Genomic DNA, 21518 nt, shown 5'->3' with positions numbered 1-21518 from the left:
GCGCGGCGGTCAGGGGATTTCGGGCTGGATCGGGGGCGGCGCGCCCAGGGGCAGCGTAAAGACGAATTGCGCGCCGGATTCCCGGCCCGGCGCGTGTTCGACCCAGATTCTCCCATGGTGGGCGGCGACGATGGCCTCGCACACCGCCAGCCCCAGGCCGACGCCGGGAGTGGCGGATTCGCGGTCCCCGCGCGTGAACTTCTCGAAGATGCGGCGGGCTTCGCCGGGAGGGACGCCGGGGCCGTTGTCGCTGACCGCCACGCGCAATTCGCCTTCGTGGACGGCCGCGTGCACGCGCAGCGCGCTGCCCGCGGGCGTGTACTTCGCGGCGTTCTCCAGCAGGTTGCACAGCACGCGCTCGATCAGCACGCCGTCGCATTCCACCAGGGGTAGCTGCGACAGGCTGTCCACGGTGACGCTGTGCGCGGCCAGCGGTTCCCGCAAGTCGGCGAGCGACGCGCCCACCAGTTCTTCGATGGATTGCCACTCCAGGCGCAGCGGCGTGTCCCGGCTTTGCAGCCGCGCCATGTCCAGCAGATTGGCGACGAGCGCATGCATGCGCTGGGCCTGGTCGCGCATGGCGCGGATGGTGCCGTGGATGGCCGGCGGCAAGGCCGCCTGCTGGCGCATCAGCGTGTCCGTCATGCCGACCAGGCTGGTCAGCGGAGTGCGCAGGTCGTGCGACACGGCGGCCAGCAGCGAATTGCGCAGCTTCTCGGATTCCATGCTGACCAGCGCCTGCTGCGCTACTTCCACATAGTGCAGGCGCTCCAGCGCGATGGCGATCAGGGTGGCGTAGGCCTCGATCTGGCGGCGCGAATCGGGATTCGAAAACAGGCTGCGGCGCGGAGCGGCCAGCGCCAGCACGCCGCGGGTGCGCATGGGCGCCTTGAGCGGCAGGTACAGCAGGTCGCTGTTGGACAGGGTGGCGGTGCCCGCGCCCGCCGGCTGCCCGTGGTCGTAGACCCACTGGGCCAGCGCCGATTCCAGCGGCGGCATGTCGTCGGCGGCGGGCGAGGCCAGCTTCAGCCTGTCGTCCATGCCCAGCAGGTACAGCGCGCAGCGCGAGCCGAAGGTGGCGTGCACGAACGCGCCGGCCAGGGCGACGATCTGTTCCGGCAGCAGCGCGGAGGACAGCTCGCGCGCGAACTCGTAGAGGCTGCGCGCATCGGCCTCCCGCTTGACCGACGCTTGTGCCTGCAGCCGCAGGCCGGCGGTCAATTGCCCGATGAGCAGGCCCACGGCGAGCAGCACGCCGAAGGTCAGCAGGTACTGCACGTCCGACACGGCGAACGAGGTCAGCGGCTGCACGAAGAAGAAATCGAACAGCCCGACGCTGACGACCGAGGCCAGCGCCGCCGGCCCGCGGCCGTGGCGCAGCGCCACGGCCACCACCGCCAGCAGGAACAGCATGACGATATTGGTCTGGTGCAGCACCGGGAAGGCCAGCATGGACAGCGCCGTGGCGGCCGCGCAATAGCACAGCGCCCAGGCATAGCCCGCAAGCGGCCGCGGGTTGCGTTCGTCGGCGGCACGGTGTCCCAGCGTGAGCGGATCGCGGCCGGGGGCGGAGCTGGCGGGTAGCGGGGGCGCGCCCAGGCGGATGACGTCGATCTCGGGGCAGCCCGCGGCCAGCATGTCGGCGAAGCTGTGGCGGCGCCACAGCCAGCCCGGCGAGAGGGCCGCTGACAGCGCGGCGGACAGCGACAGGCGCAGGCGTTGCAGGCCGCCGGCGCGGGTCCGGCCGAGGACGGCCTTGGTGATGTTGTGGCGGCGCACATAGCGCACCACGGCGTCCACCATGTCGCCTCCGGTCAAGGTTTCGCTGCGGGCGCCCAGCGAATCCGCCAGGGCCAGGCTGCGCTGCATGCGGTCCTGTTCCGCCGGGGGCGGCGGGGCCGCGCGCGGCGTGTCGATGGTGACCACGTGCAGGTCGCATTCCAGTTGCTGGCTCAGGCGGTGGGCGCTGCGGATGACGTAGTCGGCGTCGACGTCCGGGCCGATGCAGGCGACCACGGCCTCGCGCGTGCGCCACACGGGCTCGATGGCGCGGTCGCGGCGGTAGGCCTGGACGTCGTCGTCCACGTGGTCGGCGGTGCGGCGCAGCGCCAGTTCGCGCAGGGCGATCAGATTGCCCTTGCGGAAGAAGTCGCGGGTGGCGCGGCGGGCCTGCTCGGGCAGATAGACCTTGCCTTCCTTCAGGCGGCGCAGCAGCTCGTCGGCGGACAGGTCGACCAGGATGACTTCGTCGGCCGAATCGAAGACCTCGTCGGGCACGGTCTCCCAGACCCGCACGCCGGTGATGCCGCCCACGGCCTCGTTCAGGCTGTCCAGGTGCTGCACGTTCAGGGTGGTCCAGACGTCGATGCCGGCCGCGAGGAGTTCCTGGATGTCCTGCCAGCGCTTGGCGTGGCGGGAGCCGGGGGCGTTCGAGTGCGCCAGTTCATCGACCAGCACCAGGTCCGGGCGCCGGGACAGCGCGCCGTCCAGGTCGAACTCTTTCAGGGCATGGCCGCGATACGGGACGTCCTTGAGCGGGAGGACGGGCAGGCCCTCCAGCAGCGTCGCGGTCTCGCGCCTGCCGTGGGTTTCGACGATGCCCGCCAGCACGCCGACGCCCTGCGCGGCCTGCGCGCGGGCCGCCACCAGCATGGCGTAGGTCTTGCCCACGCCGGCGGAAGACCCGAAATAGACGCGCAGCCTGCCACGCACCGCCTGCCGCGCGGCCTCGTCCAGGTTCTTCAAGAGCGCGTCGGGATCGGGACGCTCGCCAGCGATATCAGCCATGGACGCGCAAGAGGGATGGGAGAACCGGTGGCAATACTATACGCCGCGCCATCAGCGCGGCGCTCCCCGCCGGTCCAGCGCCAGGTTCAGCATCAGCACGTTGACCGCGGGAGCCCCCAGCACGCCCAGCCAGGGCTTGTCGGTATGCGCCTGGATCAATGCGTCGATCTGTTCGCGAGGCAGGCCGCGCGCGCGCGCCACGCGCGCGGCCTGGTAGGCCGCCGCGGCGAGGCTGATGTGCGGATCCAGCCCGCTGCCGGACGCCGTGGCCAGGTCCACCGGGACGGGCAGGGGGTTGCCCGGATCGGCCGCTTTCAAGGCCGCGATGCGCGCCTGGATGGCTTCGGCCAGCGCCGGATTGCGAGGCCCCAGGTTCGAACCGCCCGAGCCCGCGGCGTTGTACGGCATGGGCGCGGTGGCGGAAGGGCGGCCCCAGAAATATCCGGCAGAGCTGAACGATTGGCCGATCAGTTCCGAGCCGACGAGACGGTCGCCTTGCCTGATGAGCGATCCGGCGGCCTGATGAGGGAAGACGGCGGCGGCGATGCCGGAAGTCAGGAAGGGATACGCAAGGCCGGTCGCCAGGGACAGGACGGTGAAGACGGCCAGCGCGGGGCGCAGGATGCCGCCCTGGCGCGGCGAGGAGGCGGAGATATTCATGGTGGGTTCCTTTGGTGTCGGCTAGGCCCAGCCCAGCGCGGCGAGCGCCATGTCGACCAGCTTGATGCCGGCAAACGGCACCAGCAGGCCGCCCAGGCCGTAGATGAGCAGGTTGCGGCGCAGGAGCACCGACGCGCCCAGCGGGCGGTAGCGCACGCCCTTGAGCGCCAGCGGGATCAGCGCCACGATGATCAGCGCGTTGAAAATCACGGCCGACAGGATGGCCGAAGCCGGCGTGGCCAGGCCCATGATGTTCAGCACGTCCAGTTGCGGATAGACCGTGGCGAAGGCGGCCGGAATGATGGCGAAGTACTTGGCCACGTCGTTGGCCACGCTGAAGGTCGTGAGCGCGCCGCGGGTCATCAGCATCTGCTTGCCGATCTGGACGATCTCGATCAGCTTGGTGGGGTTGGAATCCAGGTCCACCATGTTGCCCGCCTCCTTGGCGGCCTGGGTGCCCGAATTCATCGCCACCGCCACGTCGGCCTGGGCCAGCGCGGGCGCGTCGTTGGTGCCGTCGCCGGTCATCGCCACCAGCCGGCCCTCGGCCTGGTAGGCGCGGATCAGCTTGAGCTTGGCTTCGGGCGTGGCTTCCGCCAGGAAATCGTCGACGCCGGCTTCGGCGGCGATGGAGGCGGCCGTGAGCTTGTTGTCGCCCGTGATCATCACGGTCTTGATGCCCATGCGGCGCAACTCGGCGAAACGCGACTGGATGTCCGGCTTGACGATGTCCTTCAGTTCGACGACGCCGAGCGCGCGGCTGCCGTCGCTGACCATCAGCGGCGTGCTGCCGCGGCGGGCCACGTCTTCGGCCAGTTGCAGCGCCTGCGCGGGAACCGCCGAGTCCTGCGCGGCCAGCCAGGACTGGACGGCGTCGACCGCGCCCTTGCGGATCGTCCGGCCGTCCAGGTCCACGCCGCTCATGCGCGACTGCGCGGTGAAGGGCACGAATTCCGCGCCAGGCATGGGCCCGGCCGGCGCGTGGAGGGCCTTGTCGGCCAATGCGACGATGCTGCGGCCCTCCGGCGTGTCATCGGCCAGCGAAGCCTGGCGCGCGGCATCGGCCAGTTCGCGCGGCGACACGCCCGGCGCGGGCAGGAAGGCCGATGCCTGGCGATTGCCGAAGGTGATGGTGCCCGTCTTGTCCAGCAGCAGCACGTCCACGTCCCCCGCGGCTTCGACGGCGCGGCCCGACGTGGCGATGACGTTGGCGCCCATCATGCGGCTCATGCCCGCCACGCCGATGGCCGACAGCAGGCCGCCGATGGTGGTGGGAATCAGGCAGACGAGCAGGGCGACCAGCACCGTCACCGTGACCGCGGCGCCGCCGCCGGCGGCGGCCACCGCGTAGATCGAGAACGGCATCAGGGTCACGACCACCAGCAGGAACACCACCGTCAGTCCCACCAGCAGGATGGTGAGCGCCAGTTCGTTGGGCGTCTTCTGGCGCTTGGCGCCTTCGACCATGGAGATCATGCGGTCCAGGAAGCTCTCGCCCGGATCGGCGGCGATGCGCACGAAGATCCAGTCCGACAGCACGCGGGTGCCGCCGGTGACAGACGAAAAGTCGCCGCCGGATTCGCGGATCACCGGCGCGGATTCGCCCGTGATGGCGCTTTCGTCCACCGAGGCCACGCCGGCCACGACCTGGCCATCGCCGGGGATGGTCTCGCCCGCTTCCACCAGTACCACGTCGCCGCGGCGCAGCAGGCCGGAGGGCTGGCCGACGGCCTGGCCGCGCCAGTCGGCCGGTTGCGCCCGGGCGGCGTCCGCGTCGCGGAAACCCTTGAGCAAGCGGGCCTCTATGGTGGTGCGCAAGCCGCGCAAGGTGGCCGCCTGCTGTTTGCCGCGGCCTTCCGCCAGGGCTTCGGCGAAATTGGCGAACAGTACCGTGAACCAGAGCCAGACGCCGATCGCCAGGATGAACCCGGCGGGAGCCTCGGCCTGGCCGCGCAGGGCCATGACCCACAGCGCGGTCGTCAGGATGCTGCCCACGTAGACCACGAACATCACGGGATTCTTCAGTTGCGCGGCGGGCGACAGTTTGCGCAGGCTGTCCAGCACCGCGGGGCCCGCCAGGGCGCGCGACCACATGCCGAACCGGCGTTCATGGGCGCCGCTGGCCGCGGTGCGGGCGGCGGTGCCCATCGTAGAGGTTTCGATCTTGGCCATTTTCTTTCCTAGCCTTTCGTTTGCAGGTGTTCCGCGACCGGGCCGAGAGCCAGCGCGGGCACGTACGTCAGCGCGCCCACCAGCAGCACCGCGCCAATCAGCAGCGCCACGAAAAGCGGACCGGCCGTGGGCATGCTGCCGGGGCCGGCGGGCAGGCGGCGCTTGGCGGCCAGCGAGCCGGCCATCGCCAGGACCGCGACGATCACCGCGTAGCGGCCGAACCACATCGCGACGCCCAGCAGCACGTTGTAGAAGGGCGTGTTGGAGGACAGCCCGGCGAAGGCGCTGCCGTTGTTGTTGGCGGCGGACGTCAGGGCGTAGAGGATTTCCGAGAATCCGTGGATGCCGGGATTCAGCGTTCCTGCCTGGCCTGCCGGCACCGACACCGCCAGCGCCGTGCCGCCCAGCACCAGCAAGGGCGTCGCCAGGATGACGATGGACACCATCTTCATGTCGTAGGCCTCGATCTTCTTGCCCAGGTATTCGGGGGTGCGGCCGATCATCAGGCCGGCGATGAAGACGCCCAGGATGGCGAAGGCCAGCATGCCGTACAGGCCGGAGCCCACGCCGCCGAAGACGACTTCGCCCAGTTGCATCAGCAGCATCGGCGCCAGCCCGCCCATGGCGTTCAGCGAATCGTGCATGCCGTTGACGGCGCCGCAGGACGCCGCCGTGGTGACGGTGGCGAACAGCGAGGTGGCGGCGATGCCGAACCGGGTTTCCTTGCCTTCCATGTTGCCGCCGGGCGAGAAGGCGCTGAGCGCGCTGTCGGCGCCGGCCTGGGCCGCCATCGGATTGGGCTGCTGCTCGAAGTAGGCGGTGGACAGCGCGAATACCGTGAATAGCAGCGTCATCGCCGCCAGGATCGCGATGCCCTGGCGCCGGCTGCCCACCATTTCGCCGAAGGTGAAGCACAGCGCGGCGGGGATCGCCAGGATGGCCAGCATTTCCAGGAAGTTCGCCAGCGGCGTGGGGTTTTCAAAGGGATGCGCCGAATTGGCATTGAAGAAGCCGCCGCCGTTGGTGCCCAGCAGCTTGATCGATTCCTGCGACGCGACCGGGCCCATGGCCAGGAGCTGGGTCCGGCCGATGGCGGGATCCGCCACGGCTTGCCCGGCCGCGTCCAGCGCGGGCCGGCCCTGGGCGTCCAGGCGCGGCTGGAGGTAGCGCACGGGTTCGACCGTCTGGGCCTCCTGGTAGGGACTGAAGTTCTGGATCGTTCCCTGGCTGACCAGCGCAAGCGCCAGCACGAAGGACAGCGGCAGCAGCACATAGAGCGTGCAGCGGACCATGTCGGTCCAGAAATTGCCCACCGTGGCCGAGCAATGGCGCGACAGGCCGCGGATCAGCGCGAACAGCACGGCGATGCCGGTGGCGGCCGAGACGAAGTTCTGCACGGTCAGCGCCAGCATCTGCGTCAGGTAGCTCATCGTCGACTCGCCGCCGTAGCCCTGCCAGTTGGTGTTGGCGGCGAAGCTGATCGCGGTGTTCAGGGCCGAGTCCGGCGGCACCGCGCCCAGGCCCGCGGGGTTGAGGGGCAGCATGCCCTGGACGCGCTGCAGGCCGTAGACCGCCGCGACCCCCACGATGTTGAAGGCCAGCACGGACAGGGCATACCGCTTCCAGCCCATTTCGGCCCGCGGGTCGATGCCCGCCAGCCGGTAGATGCCGCGTTCCAGCGGGCGGCCCCAGGCGGTCAGCCGGGATTGCCCGTCTTCCATGGCGATGCGGATGTAGCGTCCGAGGAACGGCGCGACCGCGAGCAGGACCGCCAGGTACGCGGCCAGCAAACCGATGAATTCGGCGGTCATCAGAATTTCTCCGGTTTGAACAGCGCGGCCAGCAGGTACGCGAACAGCAGGGCGGCCGTCAGGCCGCTCAGCCAATAGAGCCAGCTCATGGTCGTTCTCCCGAGGACAAGGCCTCGCAGAACCGGAGCAGGGCGAAAGTCAGCCCGGCCATGGCGGCGAAAATGGCGATATAGAGGGCATCCACGTTTTTCCTCCCGGGAGCGAGGCTCCCTTCGAACGACGGCCTGCGCGGCAAAGCGGATGCGCGCCGGGCAGGCGGGGCGACCAATCAGGACACCGGCAGGTTACGGAGCGGGGGGTAAAAACGGGGTATAGGTTTGGGAGCGGGAGATAAAGGAAACGTAAAAACGGCCCGGGCGGAGCATGCCCGGATATGGGCATGGCCGCGCTCCCGCCATGCCCGGCTTTGGCGATCGGCCCGCGCACGGGCCTGGGCGAAGGAAAAGTCCGGGCACAAACGCCGGCCAATTCTGGCGAAAATCCCAATATTTAGAACTTCCGACCCAAAATGCACTTATATGGTGCAGAGAATATGTAAATGAATGCTCCGTCTTAGGGCATTCCCCTAGTGTGACGATCCCGCATCTGGTGCAGAATCTCATCCCATGCAGGTGAGGAGACAAAGCCCTGCATGGGCAAATACCGGCGGCACCGGTACATAAAAAAAGTAGGCAGTACCCAGAAAAAAAGCAAAACGCACAGCGGCTGGCACCTGGTAGTGCCAGCCGTTGTCGCATAAAAAGCCGGCATTGCTTCCGCAGGGGCTTTTCAAGCGCCGCGTTTCGCGATATTTAGGTAGGGCCACGCTCATCCTAGCTATGCCGGAATCGCGCCTTTCACATCCCAAACCCGCATCGACTCCCTATTGGCGCCGCAATCTGCGGCTGATCCTGTTGCTGGCCGCCGTCTGGGCGGCGCTGACGTTCGTCCCCTCGTATTTCGCCCGCAGCCTGGTCTTCGACTTCATAGGCTGGCCCTTTGCCTTCTGGATGGCCGCCTACGGCGCGCCGCTGGCCTATCTCATCATCATCGCCGTCTACGCCCGGATCATGAATCGCGCCGATGAGCGCGCCGACGAGGCCGGGGAGAACCGCTGATGCCGTTTTTCAGCGGAGACACACCCCAGCAATTCCGAGTCCGGCTGCGGCGGATCTACGTGCTGTACACGGCGGGCTTCGCGCTGATGATCCTGCTGATGGCGCTGGCCGAGATCCTGGGCATGCCGCGCAACTGGATCGGCTATGTGTTTCTGCTGGTCACGGTGAGCCTGTACGCGGGCATCGGCATCGTCTGCCGCACCTCGGACCAGGAGGAGTACTACGTGGCCGGCCGCCGCGTGCCCGCCGTCTACAACGGCATGGCCACGGCCGCCGACTGGATGTCGGTGGCTTCCTTCATCGGCGTGGCCGGCACGCTGTACCTGACGGGCTATGGCGGGCTCGCCTACATCATGGGCTGGACCGGCGGCTACGTGCTGGTGGCGATGCTGCTGGCGCCCTATCTGCGCCGCTTCGGCCAATACACCATTCCCGACTTCATGGGCGCGCGCTATGGCGGCAACATGCCGCGCCTGGCGGGCGTGGCGTGCGCCATCCTCTGCTCCTTCACCTACCTGGTGGCGCAGATCTACGGGGTGGGCATCATCACCACGCGAATGACCGGCATTTCGTTCGAACTGGGCATCTTCGTCGCGCTCGGCGGGATGCTGGTCTGTTCGTTCCTGGGCGGCATGCGCGCCGTCACGTGGACGCAGGTGGGCCAGTACATCATCCTGGTCATCGCCTACCTGGTGCCGGTGATCTGGCTGTCGATCAAGCACACCAACGTGCCGGTGCCGCAGATCTCGGCGGGCGTCGTGCTCCAGCAGGTGACCGAGAAGGAGGTGTACCTGCAGAACGACCCCTCCGAAATCGAGGTGCGCCGGCTGTGGCAGCAGCACGCCGACGAAATGGCGCGCCGGGTGGCGGCCCTGCCCGAATCCTGGGCCCTGGAAAAGGACAAGTTGCGCAGCCGGCTGGCCCAGTTGAACGCCAGCGACGCGCCCATGGTCGAGATCCGGTCCGCCGAGCGCGAACTGGCCGGCTACCCCGTCAACGTGGAAGAAGCGCGCATCGCGTGGTCGCAGTCGAAGGCCTCTTTCGAGGCGCGGGCCGCGCCGCCCACGCCGCACGCGGAGCCCTTTCCCGCCAAGGATCCCGAAGAGCGGCGCAATATGCGCGTCAATTTCCTGGCGCTGGTGCTCTGCCTGATGCTGGGCACCGCGGGCATGCCGCACATCCTCATGCGCTCCTACACCACGCCGTCGGTCATCGAGGCGCGCCGGTCGGTGTGCTGGTCGCTGCTGTTCATCCTGCTGTTGTATTTCATGGCGCCCGCGCTGGCGCTGCTGGTGAAGTACGAGGTCTATACGCAGGTGGTGGGATCCAGCTTCCTCAGCCTGCCCAACTGGGTGCACGCCTGGAGCGCGGTCGACAGCAACCTGCTGGACGTCACCGACGTCAACCGCGACGGCATCGTGCAACTGAGCGAGATCAGCATGGGCGCGGACGTGGTGGTGCTGGCCATGCCGGAGATCGGCGGGCTGCCCTACGTGATCTCCGGCCTGGTGGCGGCGGGCGGGCTGGCCGCGGCGCTGTCCACCGCCGACGGCCTGCTGCTGACCCTGTCCAATTCCCTGTCGCACGACATGTGGTACCGGGTGGTGTCGCCGCGCATGTCGGCGGCGCGCCGCGTGATGGTGTCCAAGATACTGCTGCTGGTGGTCGCGTTCGGGGCGGCCTGGGTGGCGGCGCGCAAGCCCGCGGACATTCTCTTCATGGTGTCGGCGGCGTTTTCCTTCGCCGCCTCGTCGTTCTTCCCGGCGCTGGTCATGGGCGTGTTCTGGCGGCGCGCCAACAAATGGGGGGCGACCCTGGGCATGGCGGCCGGGCTGGCGGTGACGTTCGCCTACATGACGCACACGCATCCGTGGCTGCGCGAATGGGTGCTGGGCGTGTCCCGTACTCAGCCGGTGGACCTGTGGTGGGGCATCCAGCCGATCGCGGCGGGCGTGTTCGGCGCGCCGGTGGCTTTCCTGACCATCATCGTCGTGTCCCTGCTGACGCCCCCGCCCGACCGGGCGACGCTGGCGCTGGTGGACTATCTGCGCAGTCCGGGCGAGGCCCGGCCCCAGGGCGAAAACGCCTAGGGGCGCGCGGCCGCTATGGAAGCGGACAGGCCGCGGCTCAGTGCGCGACCGATTTCGAGAACACGTTCATCACCACGACGCCGGCGATGATGAGGCCGATGCCGATCAGCGCCGGCGTATCCAGGTGCTGCTTGAAGAACACCGCGCCGACGATGGAGATCAGCACGATGCCGACGCCGGACCAGATGGCGTACGCGATGCCCACGGGGATCTCGCGCAGCGTCAACGACAGGAAATAGAACGAGATCAGGTAGCCGGACACCGTGACGATGGATGGCACCAGGCGGGTGAAGCCCTCGGACCCCTTGAGCGCGCTGGTCGCGAAGATTTCGGCGACGATCGCCACGCCCAGGTAGAGCCATTTCATTTGCGGGTTCCTTCCGATTGCCGCAGGAGCACCAGCAGGGCGCCCGCGCCGCCTTCGCGTTCGGGCGCCTCGGAAAACGCCAGCACGTCGTTCTTCTGCACGAGCCAGGTGCGCGCCTTGTCTTTCAGCACCGGTTCCAGCCCCTGCGAGCCGTAGCCCTTGCCGTGCACGACGCGCACGCAGCGGATGCCGTGTTCCAGGCACTCGTCCAGGAACGACAGCAGGGCATGGCGGGCCTGTTCCACGCGCAGGCCGTGCAGGTCCAGTTCCGCGCCGGCGCGCCACTGGCCGCGGCGCAGATTGCGCGCGGTGTCGGGCGCCGCGTCGCCGCGCACGAAGGCGGTGCCGCCTTCGGACAGCAGGTGCGTGATTTCGCCGCCGTCGGAGACCCCGGCGTCGGCGCGGCTGGGCGTTTCGCCCAGCGCGTTGGCGCGGCGCAGCGCCGGGGCGGGCTGTGCCGCCGGCTTGTGCTCCACGCGCGCGGCCTGCTTGATCGGCTGCACGGACTTCATGGTGCGCCGGAAGGCGGCCATGTCGTCGGCGGGGTCGGAATCGGGCGCGGGCGCCGTCTTCTTCAGCGCCGCCACCCGCTGGGCGAGGGCGGCGCGCTCTTGCTCGGCCTGAAGGTCTTTCTTCAGGCGTTTCAGGTCGGCCAGGCCGACCTTACTGCCCCGCATTCTCCAGCCACCGTTGTGCGTCCAGCGCCGCCATGCAGCCCGTGCCGGCGCTGGTGATGGCCTGGCGGTAGACGTGGTCCTGGACGTCGCCGGCCGCGAACACGCCCGGGACGGAGGTCATCGTGGCCAGGCCGGACAGGCCGCTCTTGGTGACGATGTAGCCGTCCTTCATTTCCAGTTGGCCCTGGAATATCTCGGTGTTGGGCTGGTGGCCGATGGCGATGAACGCGCCGGTGACCGGCATGTCCTCGGTGGCGCCGGTGTCCACGTGGCGTACGCGCACGCCGGTAACGCCGCTGTCGTCGCCCAGCACTTCGTCGAGCGTATGGAACAGCTTCAGTTCCATGTTGCCGTTTTCGACCTTGCCCATCAGCTTGTCGACCAGGATGGGTTCGGCGCGGAATTTGTCGCGGCGGTGGATCAGGGTGACCTTGCGGCAGATGTTGGACAGGTACAGCGCTTCTTCCACGGCGGTATTGCCGCCGCCCACCACGACCACGTCCTGGTTGCGGTAGAAGAAGCCGTCGCAGGTGGCGCAGCCCGACACGCCGCGGCCCATGAAGGATTGTTCCGAGGGCAGGCCGAGGTACTTGGCCGAGGCGCCCGTGGCGATGATCAGGGCGTCGCAGGTATAGACCTTGCCGGTGTCTCCGGTGAGGGTGAACGGCCGCTTGGACAAATCAACCTTGGCGATGTGGTCGAAGAGCATTTCGGTGTTGAAGCGTTCGGCATGCTTCTGGAAGCGCTGCATCAGGTCCGGGCCCTGCACGCCATCCGCGTCCGCCGGCCAATTGTCGACGTCCGTGGTGGTCATGAGCTGGCCGCCTTGGGCCAGACCTGTAACAAGAACAGGGCTCAGATTGGCGCGTGCCGCATAGACGGCCGCCGTGTAACCGGCGGGGCCGGAACCGAGTATCAAAACTTTAGCGTGCGTAGGCGTGGACATGGGCGGGTATCTTTAGGTTAACGCCCAATTATAATGAGCCGCATGCCGCGTATCTCGACTGCTTCTCCGCGCGCTTCGCGCAATACCCGAAACGGGCCCTCGCCCCTGCAGACGCGCCTTTCCGCGTTGCTGCGCGAAGCCCGCTGGATCCTCTTCGCCGCCCTGGCGGCGTGGCTCACCCTGGTGCTCGCCACCTGGAGCCCGGCCGATCCAGGCTGGTCGCACTCCGTCCCCGCCGGCGTCATCCACAACCGCGGCGGGACCCTGGGCGCCTATCTGGCGGACATCCTCCTGTATCTCTTCGGTTTTTCGGCCTGGTGGTGGGTCGTCCTGCTGCTGCATCGGGTGCGCGCGGGATATCGCCGCCTGGCCAGCCATCTTCGAGTAACCAATAGTAAACAACCGGAAGTGTTGCCCCGCGTCCACTGGGAAGAGGGCATCGGTTTCTTCCTGCTGCTGGTGGGTTCCCTGGGCATGGAGGCCTTGCGCCTGGCCAGCCGCGGCACGCACCTGCCGGGGGCGTCGGAAACCGCCAGCGGCGCGGGCGGCGTCATCGGCCACACGCTGGCCGATCTCATCGGCCGCAGCATCGGGTTCACCGGCAGCACGCTGGCCTTCCTGGTCATGCTGGCCATCGGGCTGAGCCTGTTCTTCTCGTTCTCGTGGCTGTCCGTCGCCGAACGAGTGGGCGCATGGCTGGAAGGCCTGGTGCGCCGCGTCCGCAATTCCTACGCCGCCCGCGAAGACCGCAAGGTCGGCGAGGTGGCCAAGGCCGTGCGCACCGAACAGGTCGTGGCCAAGCAGGAAAAGCTGGTCCACGACCAGCCGGTGCGGATCGAACCCGCCATCACCGTCGTTCCCAAGTCCGAACGCGTCGAAAAGGAAAAGCAGCAATCGCTGTTCTTCGCGCCGTCGGGCGGCGCCGAGGGCGACCTGCCGGCCATCAGCCTGCTGGATCCGCCGCTGGCCAACCAGGAAACGGTGTCGGCCGAAACCATCGAATTCACGTCGCGCCTGATCGAAAAGAAACTGGCCGACTTCGGCGTGTCCGTCACGGTGGTGGCGGCGCAGGCCGGCCCGGTCATCACGCGCTACGAAATCGAGCCGGCCACCGGCGTGAAGGGCAGCCAGATCGTCAATCTGGCCAAGGACCTGGCGCGCGCGCTGAGCCTGGTCAGCATCCGGGTGGTGGAAACCATTCCCGGCAAGAACCTGATGGGGCTGGAACTCCCGAACCCGCGCCGCCAGATGGTGCGCCTGTCCGAGATCCTGGGTTCGCAGACCTACCACGCCAGCCATTCCGTCGTGACGATGGCGCTGGGCAAGGACATCGCGGGCAACCCGGTGGTGGCCGACCTGGCCAAGATGCCCCACCTGCTGGTGGCGGGCACGACCGGCTCGGGCAAGTCCGTCGGGATCAACGCCATGATCCTGTCCCTGCTGTACAAGGCGGACGCGTCCCATACCCGCGTGATCCTGATCGATCCGAAGATGCTGGAAATGAGCGTCTACGAAGGCATCCCGCACCTGCTGGCGCCGGTCGTCACCGACATGCGCCAGGCGTCCAACGCGCTGAACTGGTGCGTGGGCGAAATGGAAAAGCGCTACCGCCTGATGAGCAAGATGGGCGTGCGCAACCTGGCCGGCTACAACGCCAAGATCCGCGACGCGATCAAGCGCGAGGAGCCGATCCCGAACCCGTTCTCGCTGACCCCCGACCAGCCCGAGCCCCTGGCGCCGCTGCCCACCATCGTGGTGGTCATCGACGAGCTGGCCGACCTGATGATGGTCGTGGGCAAGAAGATCGAAGAACTGATCGCCCGCCTGGCGCAGAAGGCGCGCGCCGCCGGCATCCACCTGATCCTGGCCACGCAGCGCCCCAGCGTGGACGTCATCACCGGCCTGATCAAGGCCAACATCCCGACGCGCATCGCGTTCCAGGTGTCGTCCAAGATCGACTCGCGCACCATTCTCGACCAGATGGGCGCGGAAACGCTGCTGGGCCAGGGCGACATGCTCTACATGCCGCCGGGCACCGGCCTGCCGGTGCGCGTGCACGGCGCCTTCGTGGGCGACGATGAAGTGCACCGCGTGGTGGAAAGCCTGAAGGCGCAGGGCGAGCCCAACTACATCGAAGGCCTGCTGGAAGGCGGGCTGGACGGCGACGGCGAAGGCGCCAGCAGCGTCACCGGAATCGGCGGCGACGCCGAGTCCGATCCGATGTACGACCAGGCCTGCGAAGTGGTGCTCAAGCACCGCCGCGCCTCCATTTCGCTTGTGCAGCGCCACCTGCGGATTGGTTACAACCGTGCGGCGCGGTTACTGGAGCAGATGGAGCAATCGGGTATGGTGTCGGCGATGCAGTCCAATGGCAACCGCGATATCCTGGTCCCCGCGGCGGCCGCCCGAGAGGAAGCCTGATGAAGACGTTTCGCCGACTGGCCGCCGTCGCGGCCTTGACCCTGGCGCCCGCCGTGGCGCTGGCCGCCAGCGCGCAGGAGCAATTGCGCGCGTTCGTCGCCACGGTCACGGCCGCCACCGGCTCGTTCTCGCAGTACACGGTGAACAACCAGGGCCGCACGCAGCCGGCCCAGACGGGCGTGTTTTCGTTCCAGCGTCCCGGCAAATTCAAGTGGGCGGTGCAGAAGCCCTATGAACAGCTCGTCGTTTCCGACGGCCGCAAGGTATTCCAGTTCGATCCGGACTTGGCCCAGGTGACGGAACGCAAGGTGGACGCCGCCATCGGCACTTCGCCTGCGGCGATCCTGTTCGGTTCGGGCTCGCTGGAGCAGTCGTTCGAGGTGTCGGCCCTGCCAGCCAAGGACGGGGTCGAATGGCTGCGCGCCAAGCCGCGCACCGCCGACGCGGGTTTCTCGCGGGTCGATATCGGCATGAAGGACAATCTGCCGGTGCGTGTGGAACTGCTGGATTCGTTCGGACAGACCACCCGGGTGGACCTGTCCGGCATCGCCGCCAACCCGCAGCTTTCCGCGAAGGAATTCGAATTCGTCGCGCCCAAGGGTGTGGATGTGGTGAGGATGTAGGATTTCTCCCGGGGGTGTCTGACACCCGGGGAGATGCGCTGCAATCTGCACGGGCGGTTCGTGGGGGTGTCAGACACCTGCGCCGCGTCTGTGTCTGACACCCGAGGAGAGGCTCTGCAATTTGCAGGGGCATCTCATGGGGTGTCAGACACGTGAGTTCCCTTTATAAGCGATACAGTCGACCTCGACCTTCGCGTCCACCACCAGCGACGACTGCACGCAGGCGCGGGCCGGGGGATTCTCGCCGAAATATTCCCTGAACACCTTGTTGAACGACGCGAAATCGCGCGCGTCGTCCAGCCATACGCCGCAGCGCACGACGTGTTCGGGCCCGTAGCCCGCTTCCTTCAGGATGGCCAGCACCTGCTCGATGGCCTTGCGGCTCTGGGCGACGATGCCGCCTTCGATGACTTCCCCGTTTTCCATCGGCACCTGGCCGGACACGTGCAGCCAGCCGTCGGCCGCGACCGCGCGGGCGAACGGCATGTGCGAACCGCCCTGGCCCGTGCCGCCTGCGACGCCGTAGCGCGTAATGCCGTTCTTGTCGGGAGTGGGAATGGTGGTCATGGGAGATTCCTTGGAAGAGGGGATGAATTCGGAAGGGGGCCGGTCACAGGAAGTTCTTCCGCAGGTCGCCGTTGCGCGGCAGCCAGCGGCCGGCGCGGTCGCCGGTGGGCTGGCCGTGGCGGTACGACAGCGCGCCATTGACCCAGACCGCCTCGATGCCCGCGGCGGTCTGCACCGGGGCGGCGAAGGTGGCGCGGTCGATGACGGTGGCCGGATCGAACAGCACCAGGTCCGCGTGGTAGCCCTCGCGCACCAGGCCGCGTTCGGCCAGGCCGAAGCGGGCGGCGGACAGCCCCGTCATCTTGTGCACCGCCTCGGCCAGTGGGAACAGGCCCACCTCGCGGCTGTAGTGGCCCAGCACGCGCGGGAAGGCGCCCCAGAGGCGGGGATGCGGCATGGGGTCGTTGGGCAGGCCGTCGGAACCCACCATCGTCAGGCGGTGCGACAGCACGCGGCGCACGTCGTCCTCGTGCATGTTGTGGTACACGGCGCCCGCCGGCTGCAGGCGAGCGGCGGCTTCCATCAGGCTCACTCCCCAGTCGGCGGCGATGGCGGCCAGCTTGCGGCGGGCCTGCTCCGGATGGGGCACGGACCAGGTGATGTCGATGTCGAATTCGTCCGTGACCTGCTTCAGGTCCAGCGTGGAAGAACTGGCGGAGTACGGATAGCAGTCGCAGCCCACGTGCTGCAGGCGGCCCGCGGTCTCCAGCGTGGAAAGCACTTCCCGGGTGCGGCCCCAGTTGCCGGCGCCGGCGCATTTCAGGTGCGACACCACGACCGGCACGCGCGCATGCCGGGCGATGTCGAAGGCTTCCTGCATGGCTTCCAGGATGGCGGCGAATTCCGAGCGCAGGTGCGTGGTGTAGAGCGCGCCGAACTCGTCCAGCGCTTCGGCCAGCAGCTTGACTTCGTCCGTGTCCGCCTCGAAGGCGGAGGCATAGGCCAGCCCGGTGCTCAGGCCGATGGCGCCATGGGCCAGCGCGTCGCGCAATTGGGCGCGCATCGCCAGGACTTCGTCGCGCGTGGCGGGCCGGTCCAGGCGGTCCATGTGGTTGCTGCGCAGCGCGGTGTGGCCCACCAGCGCCGCCACGTTCACCGCCGGCCGCGCCGCCTCGATGGCGCGCGTGTAGTCCGCGAACGTGGGGTAGCTGAAGTCTTCCCGCCCGCCCAGCAGGTTCATCGGGTCCGGCGGCTCGCCGCGCAGGGCGACGGGCGATGCGCTGATGCCGCAGTTGCCGACCACCACCGTGGTCACGCCCTGGGACAGCTTGGGCAGCATGCCCGGGGTGCGGATGACGTTGGTGTCGTCGTGGGTGTGCACATCGATGAAGCCGGGCGCCAGCGCCAGGCCGGCGCCGTCGATGGCCTGGCGCGCCGCCGCGCCGGGCAGCTCGCCGATGGCGGCGATGCGGCCGCCGTCCAGCGCGACGCTGGCGCGGTACTCGGCGCCGCCGGTGCCGTCCAGGACCAGCACGTTGCCTATGAGGGTGTCGTACATCTCGTGTTCCAGGTTCAATCGCCCAGCGGCAAGCGGTTCGGGCCGCCGCGGTGTTCGTCCAGCGCCAGCTTGATGCGGCGCAGGCGTTCGCGGTTTTCCTCTTGGTTCAGCATGGCCAGCTCCGTCGAGAGCAGGTCGATCGCAAGCATCATCGCGTAGCGCGAGGCCGAGGGTTTGTAGATGAAGTCCGTTTCGTCCGTCCGGATCGGCAGCACCACGTCGGCCAGCTTGGCCAGTTCGGAGGTCGCGTCCGTGACGGCGACGAGGCGCGCGCGGTACTGCTTCACGATGCGCGCCGCGCCCACGATTTCGGGCGTCAGGCCGGAGGCCGACAGCACCAGCACGGCGTCGCGCTCGTCCAGGGTGGCGGCGACCATGCGCAGCAGCACGGCGTCGCTGTACACGGCGATGGGGTAGCCCAGCCGCACCAGGCGGGACTGGACTTCCTGCGCCAGCACGGCGGAGGCGCCGCCCATGCCGAACACATAGATCATGCGGGCGCTGTCCAGGGCGGCGGCGGCGGTCTCGAACAGCGGTTCGGTGAAGACGGGCAGGTGCGCGCGCAGCGTGCTTTCGATGTCGGCGTAGATGCGCGCGTAGAAAGTGCTTTCATCGGCGGACGCGCCCGGGTCCAGGAACCGGCTGCCCACCGTGCTGGCTTGCGCCAGCTTCATCTTCAGGTCCCGCGTGTCGTCGCAGCCGACGGTGCGGGCAAAGCGCGAGATGGTGGCGATGCTGACGCCGGCCTTGGCGGCGAGCTGGTCGACGGTGGCGCTGGCGCTCCAGATGATGTCGTCCAGGATGGCGTCGGCGACCTTGCGTTCGGTCACGCTCAACGCGTCCCGCCGACTGCGTATCTGGAAGACGATGTCGCGGATGATGTTCATGGGGATTCCTGGGTTACTGGGCCAGTTCGGGGGCGTCTAGGCGCGAACAGGCCGCGTAGTGGCCCGGGCCGACGCTGACGGCCTGCGCTACGGTCGTCCCGCAGGCCTCGATCGCATGCGGGCAGCGGGTGCGGAACACGCAGCCGGAGGGCGGATTGACCGGGCTGGGGATGTCGCCCTTGAGCAGGATACGCGAACGCGGGGCGCGCGGATCCGGCACGGGCGCGGCGGACAGCAGCGCGCGGGTATAGGGATGCCTGGGGCGGGCGTATACCTCGCGGGTGGGGCCGCTCTCCATGACGCGGCCCAGGTACATCACCACGACTTCGTCGCACAGGTAGTCCACCACGGCCAGGTCGTGGGCCACGAACAGCATGGTCAGGCCCAGGTCGCGCTGCAGGTCCTGCAGCAGGTTCAGCACCTGCGCCTGCACCGACACGTCCAGCGCGGACACCGGTTCGTCGGCCACGATGAAGTCCGGCTCCACCGCCAGCGCGCGGGCGATGCCGATGCGCTGGCGCTGGCCGCCCGAGAACTCGTGCGGATAGCGGCGGGCGTGGTCGGCGTTCAGGCCCACGCGCTCCAGCAGCTCGCCGATGCGGGCCGAACGCCGGTGCTGCGCGAGCTTGTGGGTGTCCAGCGCCTCGCCCAGGATCTCGGCCACGGTCATGCGGGGATTGAGGCTGGCGTAGGGGTCCTGGAACACGATCTGCATGCGGCGGCGCCACGGCAGCATCTGTTTTTCGGACAGCGTGGTGATGTCCTGCCCGTCGAACAGGATGCGGCCGGCGGTCGGGGCGAACAGGCGCAGCAGCGCGCGCCCCGTGGTGGTCTTGCCCGAGCCGGATTCGCCGACCAGGCCGACGATGGTGTTGCGCGGCACGTCGAAGCTGACGCCGTCCACCGCCCGCACCACGGGCGCGTTGCGCGACTGCGACGTGGGGAAATGGACTTTCAGGTCCTGGATCCGGACCAGCGGCGCTTCGGCGCGGATGGGGGCGGGTCTGTTCGTCATATCGGGTTCACCTTGATGCAGCGCGCGCGGTGTTCGGCCTGCACCGGCACGAGTTCGGGCACGGCGGCAAGGCAGTCGCTGGCGGCCAGCGGGCAGCGCGGCGCGAAAGTGCAGCCCGCCGGTAGCGACAGCACGCTGGGCACGTTGCCGGGAATGGCGCGCAGGCGCTCGCCCGAGGCCAGCAGGGCGGCGGTGGGGAGACAGGAAAGCAGGCCGCGGGTGTAGGGGTGCGTGGGCTTTTCGAACAGGTCATAGACGCCCGCGTCCTCCACCACGCGTCCCGCGTACATCACCGCCACCCGATGCGCGATCTCGGCCACCACGCCCAGGTTGTGCGTGATGAACAGGATGCTCATGTTCATTTCGGCCTGCAGCCGGCGCAGCAGGTCCAGGATCTGCGCCTGCACGGTCACGTCCAGCGCGGTGGTGGGCTCGTCGGCGATCAGCACGGCCGGGTTGCAGGCCAGCGCCAGCGCGATCATCACGCGCTGCCGCATGCCTCCCGACATCTGGTGCGGGTATTCGTTGACGCGGCGGTCGGCGGCCGGGATCTCCACGCGCTCCAGCATGTCGCGGGCGCGCCGGATCGCCGCGGCATGGGATCCGCCTTCGTGCTGCAGCACGGCTTCGGCGATCTGGTCGCCCACCGTGTACAGCGGGTTCAGGCTGGTCATGGGCTCCTGGAAGATCATGGCGATCTCGGCGCCCCGGATGCGGCGCAGCGTGGCCGGCGAGGCCTGGGCCAGGTCGTGCTGCGCGCCCTGGCGGTCGCGGAACAGGATCCTGCCGCCTTCGATGCGGCCCGCCGGCTTGGGCAGCAGGCCCATGATGGACAGGCTGGTCACGGACTTGCCGGAGCCGGATTCGCCCACGATGGCCAGCGTTTCGCCGCGGGCCAGGTCGAAGGTGACGCCGTCCACGGACTTGGCGATGCCGTCGCGGCTGTGGAACCAGGTCTTGAGCCCTTCCACGGACAGCACGATGTCTCGGGTGCTTGCGGTCATGATCACAGTTCCTTGCGCAGGCGCGGGTCGAGTACGTCGCGCAGCCCGTCGCCCACCAGTTGCAGCGACAGCACGGACAGCACGATGGCGATGCCGGGGAAGATCATGATCCAGTCGGCCGACCCCATGTACTGCTGGCCGGCGTTGATCATGGTGCCCCAGGTCGGGATGTCGGGCGACACGCCGACGCCGAGGAACGACAGGCCGGCTTCGGCCAGGATCGCGTAGGCGAAGATGAACGTGCCCTGCACCAGGATGGGCGACACCAGGTTGCGCAGCACGTGCACGGTGACGATGCGCCAGGTGGGCACGCCGAGCGCGCGGGCCGCTTCCACGAAGGGCAGTTCGCGGATCACCAGCGTCGAGGCGCGCACGATGCGGGCCAGGCGCGGCGTGTAGACGATGCCCAGCGCGATCACCACGTTGATCAGCGAGGGCCCCAGCGCCGCCACCAGCGAGATCGCCAGCAGAATGTCGGGGAAGGCCATCATGGCGTCGATCAGCCGCGACACGAACTTGTCCGCCGACCGGAAGAAGCCGGCGACCAGGCCCAGCGCGATGCCCAGCACGCTGGACAGGATCACCACGGAAAAGCCCACCATCAGCGACAGGCGGCCGCCGTAGATGACGCGGCTGAACACGTCGCGCCCGAAGTCGTCGGTGCCGAACCAGTGCGCGGCGCCCGGCGACTTCAACCGGTTCATGATGGACAGCTTGAACGGATCGTAGGGGCTGATCCACGGCGCCAGCAGCGCGGCGGCCACCAGCACGGCGATCACGACCAGGCTGATCAGCACGGTCTTGCGCGACACCAGCAGGCGCAGCACCTGCCAGCGGTCGACGCCGGCACTTACAGTCGTTGCGCTTGTCATTTCAGTTGCTCCACTTCCGGTGCA

At 68.4% G+C, this 21518-nt stretch carries 19 protein-coding genes; 4 read left to right on the top strand and 15 right to left on the bottom strand.

Features of this window, described 5'->3' with window-relative positions:
* Positions 1-9 precede the first annotated feature (9 nt).
* From AVE30378_RS05525 to AVE30378_RS05500, 6 genes are all read right to left on the bottom strand, one after another.
* Positions 10-2787, bottom strand: a complete 2778-nt coding sequence (locus AVE30378_RS05525) for a sensor histidine kinase (protein WP_129239765.1) — start codon at positions 2785-2787, stop codon at positions 10-12.
* Between the two features lie 51 nt (positions 2788-2838).
* The gene (gene kdpC, locus AVE30378_RS05520) at positions 2839-3447 is read right to left on the bottom strand and encodes a potassium-transporting ATPase subunit KdpC (RefSeq protein ID WP_129239764.1); all 609 of its coding nucleotides are present in this window, start codon (positions 3445-3447) and stop codon (positions 2839-2841) included.
* Between the two features lie 21 nt (positions 3448-3468).
* The gene (gene kdpB / locus AVE30378_RS05515; protein ID WP_279636181.1) at positions 3469-5595 is read right to left on the bottom strand and encodes a potassium-transporting ATPase subunit KdpB; all 2127 of its coding nucleotides are present in this window, start codon (positions 5593-5595) and stop codon (positions 3469-3471) included.
* A gap of 32 nt (positions 5596-5627) precedes the next feature.
* Positions 5628-7430, bottom strand: coding sequence for a potassium-transporting ATPase subunit KdpA (gene kdpA / locus AVE30378_RS05510; protein ID WP_129239762.1), 1803 nt, complete (start codon positions 7428-7430; stop codon positions 5628-5630).
* Positions 7430-7519 carry a K(+)-transporting ATPase subunit F gene (gene kdpF, locus AVE30378_RS05505; protein WP_129239761.1) on the bottom strand — a complete coding sequence of 30 codons (90 nt, stop codon included), beginning with the start codon at positions 7517-7519 and terminating at the stop codon, positions 7430-7432. Before kdpF ends, kdpA begins: the two co-directional genes overlap by 1 nt.
* Positions 7520-8028: 509 nt before the next feature.
* Positions 8029-8241 carry a hypothetical protein gene (locus AVE30378_RS05500; RefSeq protein WP_129239760.1) on the bottom strand — a complete coding sequence of 71 codons (213 nt, stop codon included), beginning with the start codon at positions 8239-8241 and terminating at the stop codon, positions 8029-8031.
* Positions 8242-8248: 7 nt separating this feature from the next.
* Here AVE30378_RS05500 and AVE30378_RS05495 point away from each other — a divergent pair, with 7 nt between their 5' ends.
* Together AVE30378_RS05495 and AVE30378_RS05490 are read left to right on the top strand one after the other, a co-directional pair.
* The gene (locus AVE30378_RS05495; RefSeq protein WP_129239759.1) at positions 8249-8527 is read left to right on the top strand and encodes a DUF4212 domain-containing protein; all 279 of its coding nucleotides are present in this window, start codon (positions 8249-8251) and stop codon (positions 8525-8527) included.
* Positions 8527-10617, top strand: coding sequence for a sodium:solute symporter family protein (locus AVE30378_RS05490; RefSeq protein WP_129239758.1), 2091 nt, complete (start codon positions 8527-8529; stop codon positions 10615-10617). Before AVE30378_RS05495 ends, AVE30378_RS05490 begins: the two co-directional genes overlap by 1 nt.
* Positions 10618-10654: 37 nt before the next feature.
* Here the strand turns inward: AVE30378_RS05490 and AVE30378_RS05485 are convergent, their stop codons facing one another.
* Genes AVE30378_RS05485 through trxB form a run of 3 tightly spaced genes read right to left on the bottom strand, consistent with a single transcriptional unit; the run spans position 10655 to position 12607 of the window.
* Positions 10655-10984 (bottom strand): DMT family transporter, encoded by a 330-nt coding sequence (locus tag AVE30378_RS05485; protein WP_129239757.1) that lies wholly within the window; start codon positions 10982-10984, stop codon positions 10655-10657.
* Complete coding sequence (locus AVE30378_RS05480) at positions 10981-11661, bottom strand: Smr/MutS family protein (RefSeq protein WP_129239756.1); 681 nt, start codon at positions 11659-11661, stop codon at positions 10981-10983. Before AVE30378_RS05480 ends, AVE30378_RS05485 begins: the two co-directional genes overlap by 4 nt.
* Entirely contained in the window at positions 11648-12607 is a 960-nt protein-coding gene (trxB, locus tag AVE30378_RS05475; protein WP_129239755.1) for a thioredoxin-disulfide reductase, read from the bottom strand. The genes AVE30378_RS05480 and trxB overlap by 14 nt, the downstream gene beginning before the upstream one ends.
* 42 nt (positions 12608-12649) lie before the next feature.
* Here trxB and AVE30378_RS05470 point away from each other — a divergent pair, with 42 nt between their 5' ends.
* Positions 12650-15028 (top strand): DNA translocase FtsK, encoded by a 2379-nt coding sequence (locus AVE30378_RS05470; RefSeq protein ID WP_129239754.1) that lies wholly within the window; start codon positions 12650-12652, stop codon positions 15026-15028.
* Complete coding sequence (gene lolA, locus AVE30378_RS05465; protein ID WP_129239753.1) at positions 15028-15651, top strand: outer membrane lipoprotein chaperone LolA; 624 nt, start codon at positions 15028-15030, stop codon at positions 15649-15651. Before AVE30378_RS05470 ends, lolA begins: the two co-directional genes overlap by 1 nt.
* Positions 15652-15795: 144 nt before the next feature.
* On the opposite strand, the gene AVE30378_RS05460 is transcribed toward lolA, so the two are convergent.
* From AVE30378_RS05460 to AVE30378_RS05435, 6 genes are read right to left on the bottom strand one after another with little or no spacing between them, the layout of a single operon-like run.
* Positions 15796-16218: a RidA family protein gene (locus AVE30378_RS05460; protein ID WP_129239752.1), complete on the bottom strand. Its 423-nt coding sequence runs from the start codon at positions 16216-16218 to the stop codon at positions 15796-15798.
* A 43-nt stretch (positions 16219-16261) separates the two neighbouring features.
* A complete protein-coding gene (locus tag AVE30378_RS05455) occupies positions 16262-17716 on the bottom strand; it encodes an N-acyl-D-amino-acid deacylase family protein (RefSeq protein ID WP_129239751.1) in 1455 nt (484 codons plus the stop codon).
* Between the two features lie 14 nt (positions 17717-17730).
* The gene (locus AVE30378_RS05450; RefSeq protein ID WP_129239750.1) at positions 17731-18603 is read right to left on the bottom strand and encodes a MurR/RpiR family transcriptional regulator; all 873 of its coding nucleotides are present in this window, start codon (positions 18601-18603) and stop codon (positions 17731-17733) included.
* 13 nt (positions 18604-18616) lie between these two features.
* Positions 18617-19618 carry an ABC transporter ATP-binding protein gene (locus AVE30378_RS05445; protein WP_129239749.1) on the bottom strand — a complete coding sequence of 334 codons (1002 nt, stop codon included), beginning with the start codon at positions 19616-19618 and terminating at the stop codon, positions 18617-18619.
* Positions 19615-20622 carry an ABC transporter ATP-binding protein gene (locus tag AVE30378_RS05440; RefSeq protein ID WP_129239748.1) on the bottom strand — a complete coding sequence of 336 codons (1008 nt, stop codon included), beginning with the start codon at positions 20620-20622 and terminating at the stop codon, positions 19615-19617. Before AVE30378_RS05440 ends, AVE30378_RS05445 begins: the two co-directional genes overlap by 4 nt.
* 2 nt (positions 20623-20624) lie before the next feature.
* Positions 20625-21494, bottom strand: a complete 870-nt coding sequence (locus tag AVE30378_RS05435; RefSeq protein WP_129239747.1) for an ABC transporter permease — start codon at positions 21492-21494, stop codon at positions 20625-20627.
* Positions 21495-21518: the final 24 nt, after the last annotated feature.

Origin of the sequence: Achromobacter veterisilvae (assembly GCF_900496975.1) — a bacterium.
In the GTDB taxonomy this organism is placed as follows: Bacteria; Pseudomonadota; Gammaproteobacteria; order Burkholderiales; family Burkholderiaceae_B; genus Achromobacter; species Achromobacter veterisilvae.
This window is presented reverse-complemented; position numbering and strand designations above follow the sequence as displayed.

Bases quoted from the DNA above. Each gene is read 5' to 3' on its own strand.
- AVE30378_RS05525 (WP_129239765.1), bottom strand. From the start codon at position 2,787: ATGGCTGATATCGCTGGCGAGCGTCCCGATCCCGACGCGCTCTTGAAG.
- kdpC (WP_129239764.1), bottom strand. From the start codon at position 3,447: ATGAATATCTCCGCCTCCTCGCCGCGCCAGGGCGGCATCCTGCGCCCC.
- kdpB (WP_279636181.1), bottom strand. From the start codon at position 5,595: ATGGGCACCGCCGCCCGCACCGCGGCCAGCGGCGCCCATGAACGCCGG.
- kdpA (WP_129239762.1), bottom strand. From the start codon at position 7,430: ATGACCGCCGAATTCATCGGTTTGCTGGCCGCGTACCTGGCGGTCCTG.
- kdpF (WP_129239761.1), bottom strand. From the start codon at position 7,519: ATGAGCTGGCTCTATTGGCTGAGCGGCCTGACGGCCGCCCTGCTGTTC.
- AVE30378_RS05500 (WP_129239760.1), bottom strand. From the start codon at position 8,241: ATGAGCGTGGCCCTACCTAAATATCGCGAAACGCGGCGCTTGAAAAGC.
- AVE30378_RS05495 (WP_129239759.1), top strand. From the start codon at position 8,249: ATGCCGGAATCGCGCCTTTCACATCCCAAACCCGCATCGACTCCCTAT.
- AVE30378_RS05490 (WP_129239758.1), top strand. From the start codon at position 8,527: ATGCCGTTTTTCAGCGGAGACACACCCCAGCAATTCCGAGTCCGGCTG.
- AVE30378_RS05485 (WP_129239757.1), bottom strand. From the start codon at position 10,984: ATGAAATGGCTCTACCTGGGCGTGGCGATCGTCGCCGAAATCTTCGCG.
- AVE30378_RS05480 (WP_129239756.1), bottom strand. From the start codon at position 11,661: ATGCGGGGCAGTAAGGTCGGCCTGGCCGACCTGAAACGCCTGAAGAAA.
- trxB (WP_129239755.1), bottom strand. From the start codon at position 12,607: ATGTCCACGCCTACGCACGCTAAAGTTTTGATACTCGGTTCCGGCCCC.
- AVE30378_RS05470 (WP_129239754.1), top strand. From the start codon at position 12,650: ATGCCGCGTATCTCGACTGCTTCTCCGCGCGCTTCGCGCAATACCCGA.
- lolA (WP_129239753.1), top strand. From the start codon at position 15,028: ATGAAGACGTTTCGCCGACTGGCCGCCGTCGCGGCCTTGACCCTGGCG.
- AVE30378_RS05460 (WP_129239752.1), bottom strand. From the start codon at position 16,218: ATGACCACCATTCCCACTCCCGACAAGAACGGCATTACGCGCTACGGC.
- AVE30378_RS05455 (WP_129239751.1), bottom strand. From the start codon at position 17,716: ATGTACGACACCCTCATAGGCAACGTGCTGGTCCTGGACGGCACCGGC.
- AVE30378_RS05450 (WP_129239750.1), bottom strand. From the start codon at position 18,603: ATGAACATCATCCGCGACATCGTCTTCCAGATACGCAGTCGGCGGGAC.
- AVE30378_RS05445 (WP_129239749.1), bottom strand. From the start codon at position 19,618: ATGACGAACAGACCCGCCCCCATCCGCGCCGAAGCGCCGCTGGTCCGG.
- AVE30378_RS05440 (WP_129239748.1), bottom strand. From the start codon at position 20,622: ATGACCGCAAGCACCCGAGACATCGTGCTGTCCGTGGAAGGGCTCAAG.
- AVE30378_RS05435 (WP_129239747.1), bottom strand. From the start codon at position 21,494: ATGACAAGCGCAACGACTGTAAGTGCCGGCGTCGACCGCTGGCAGGTG.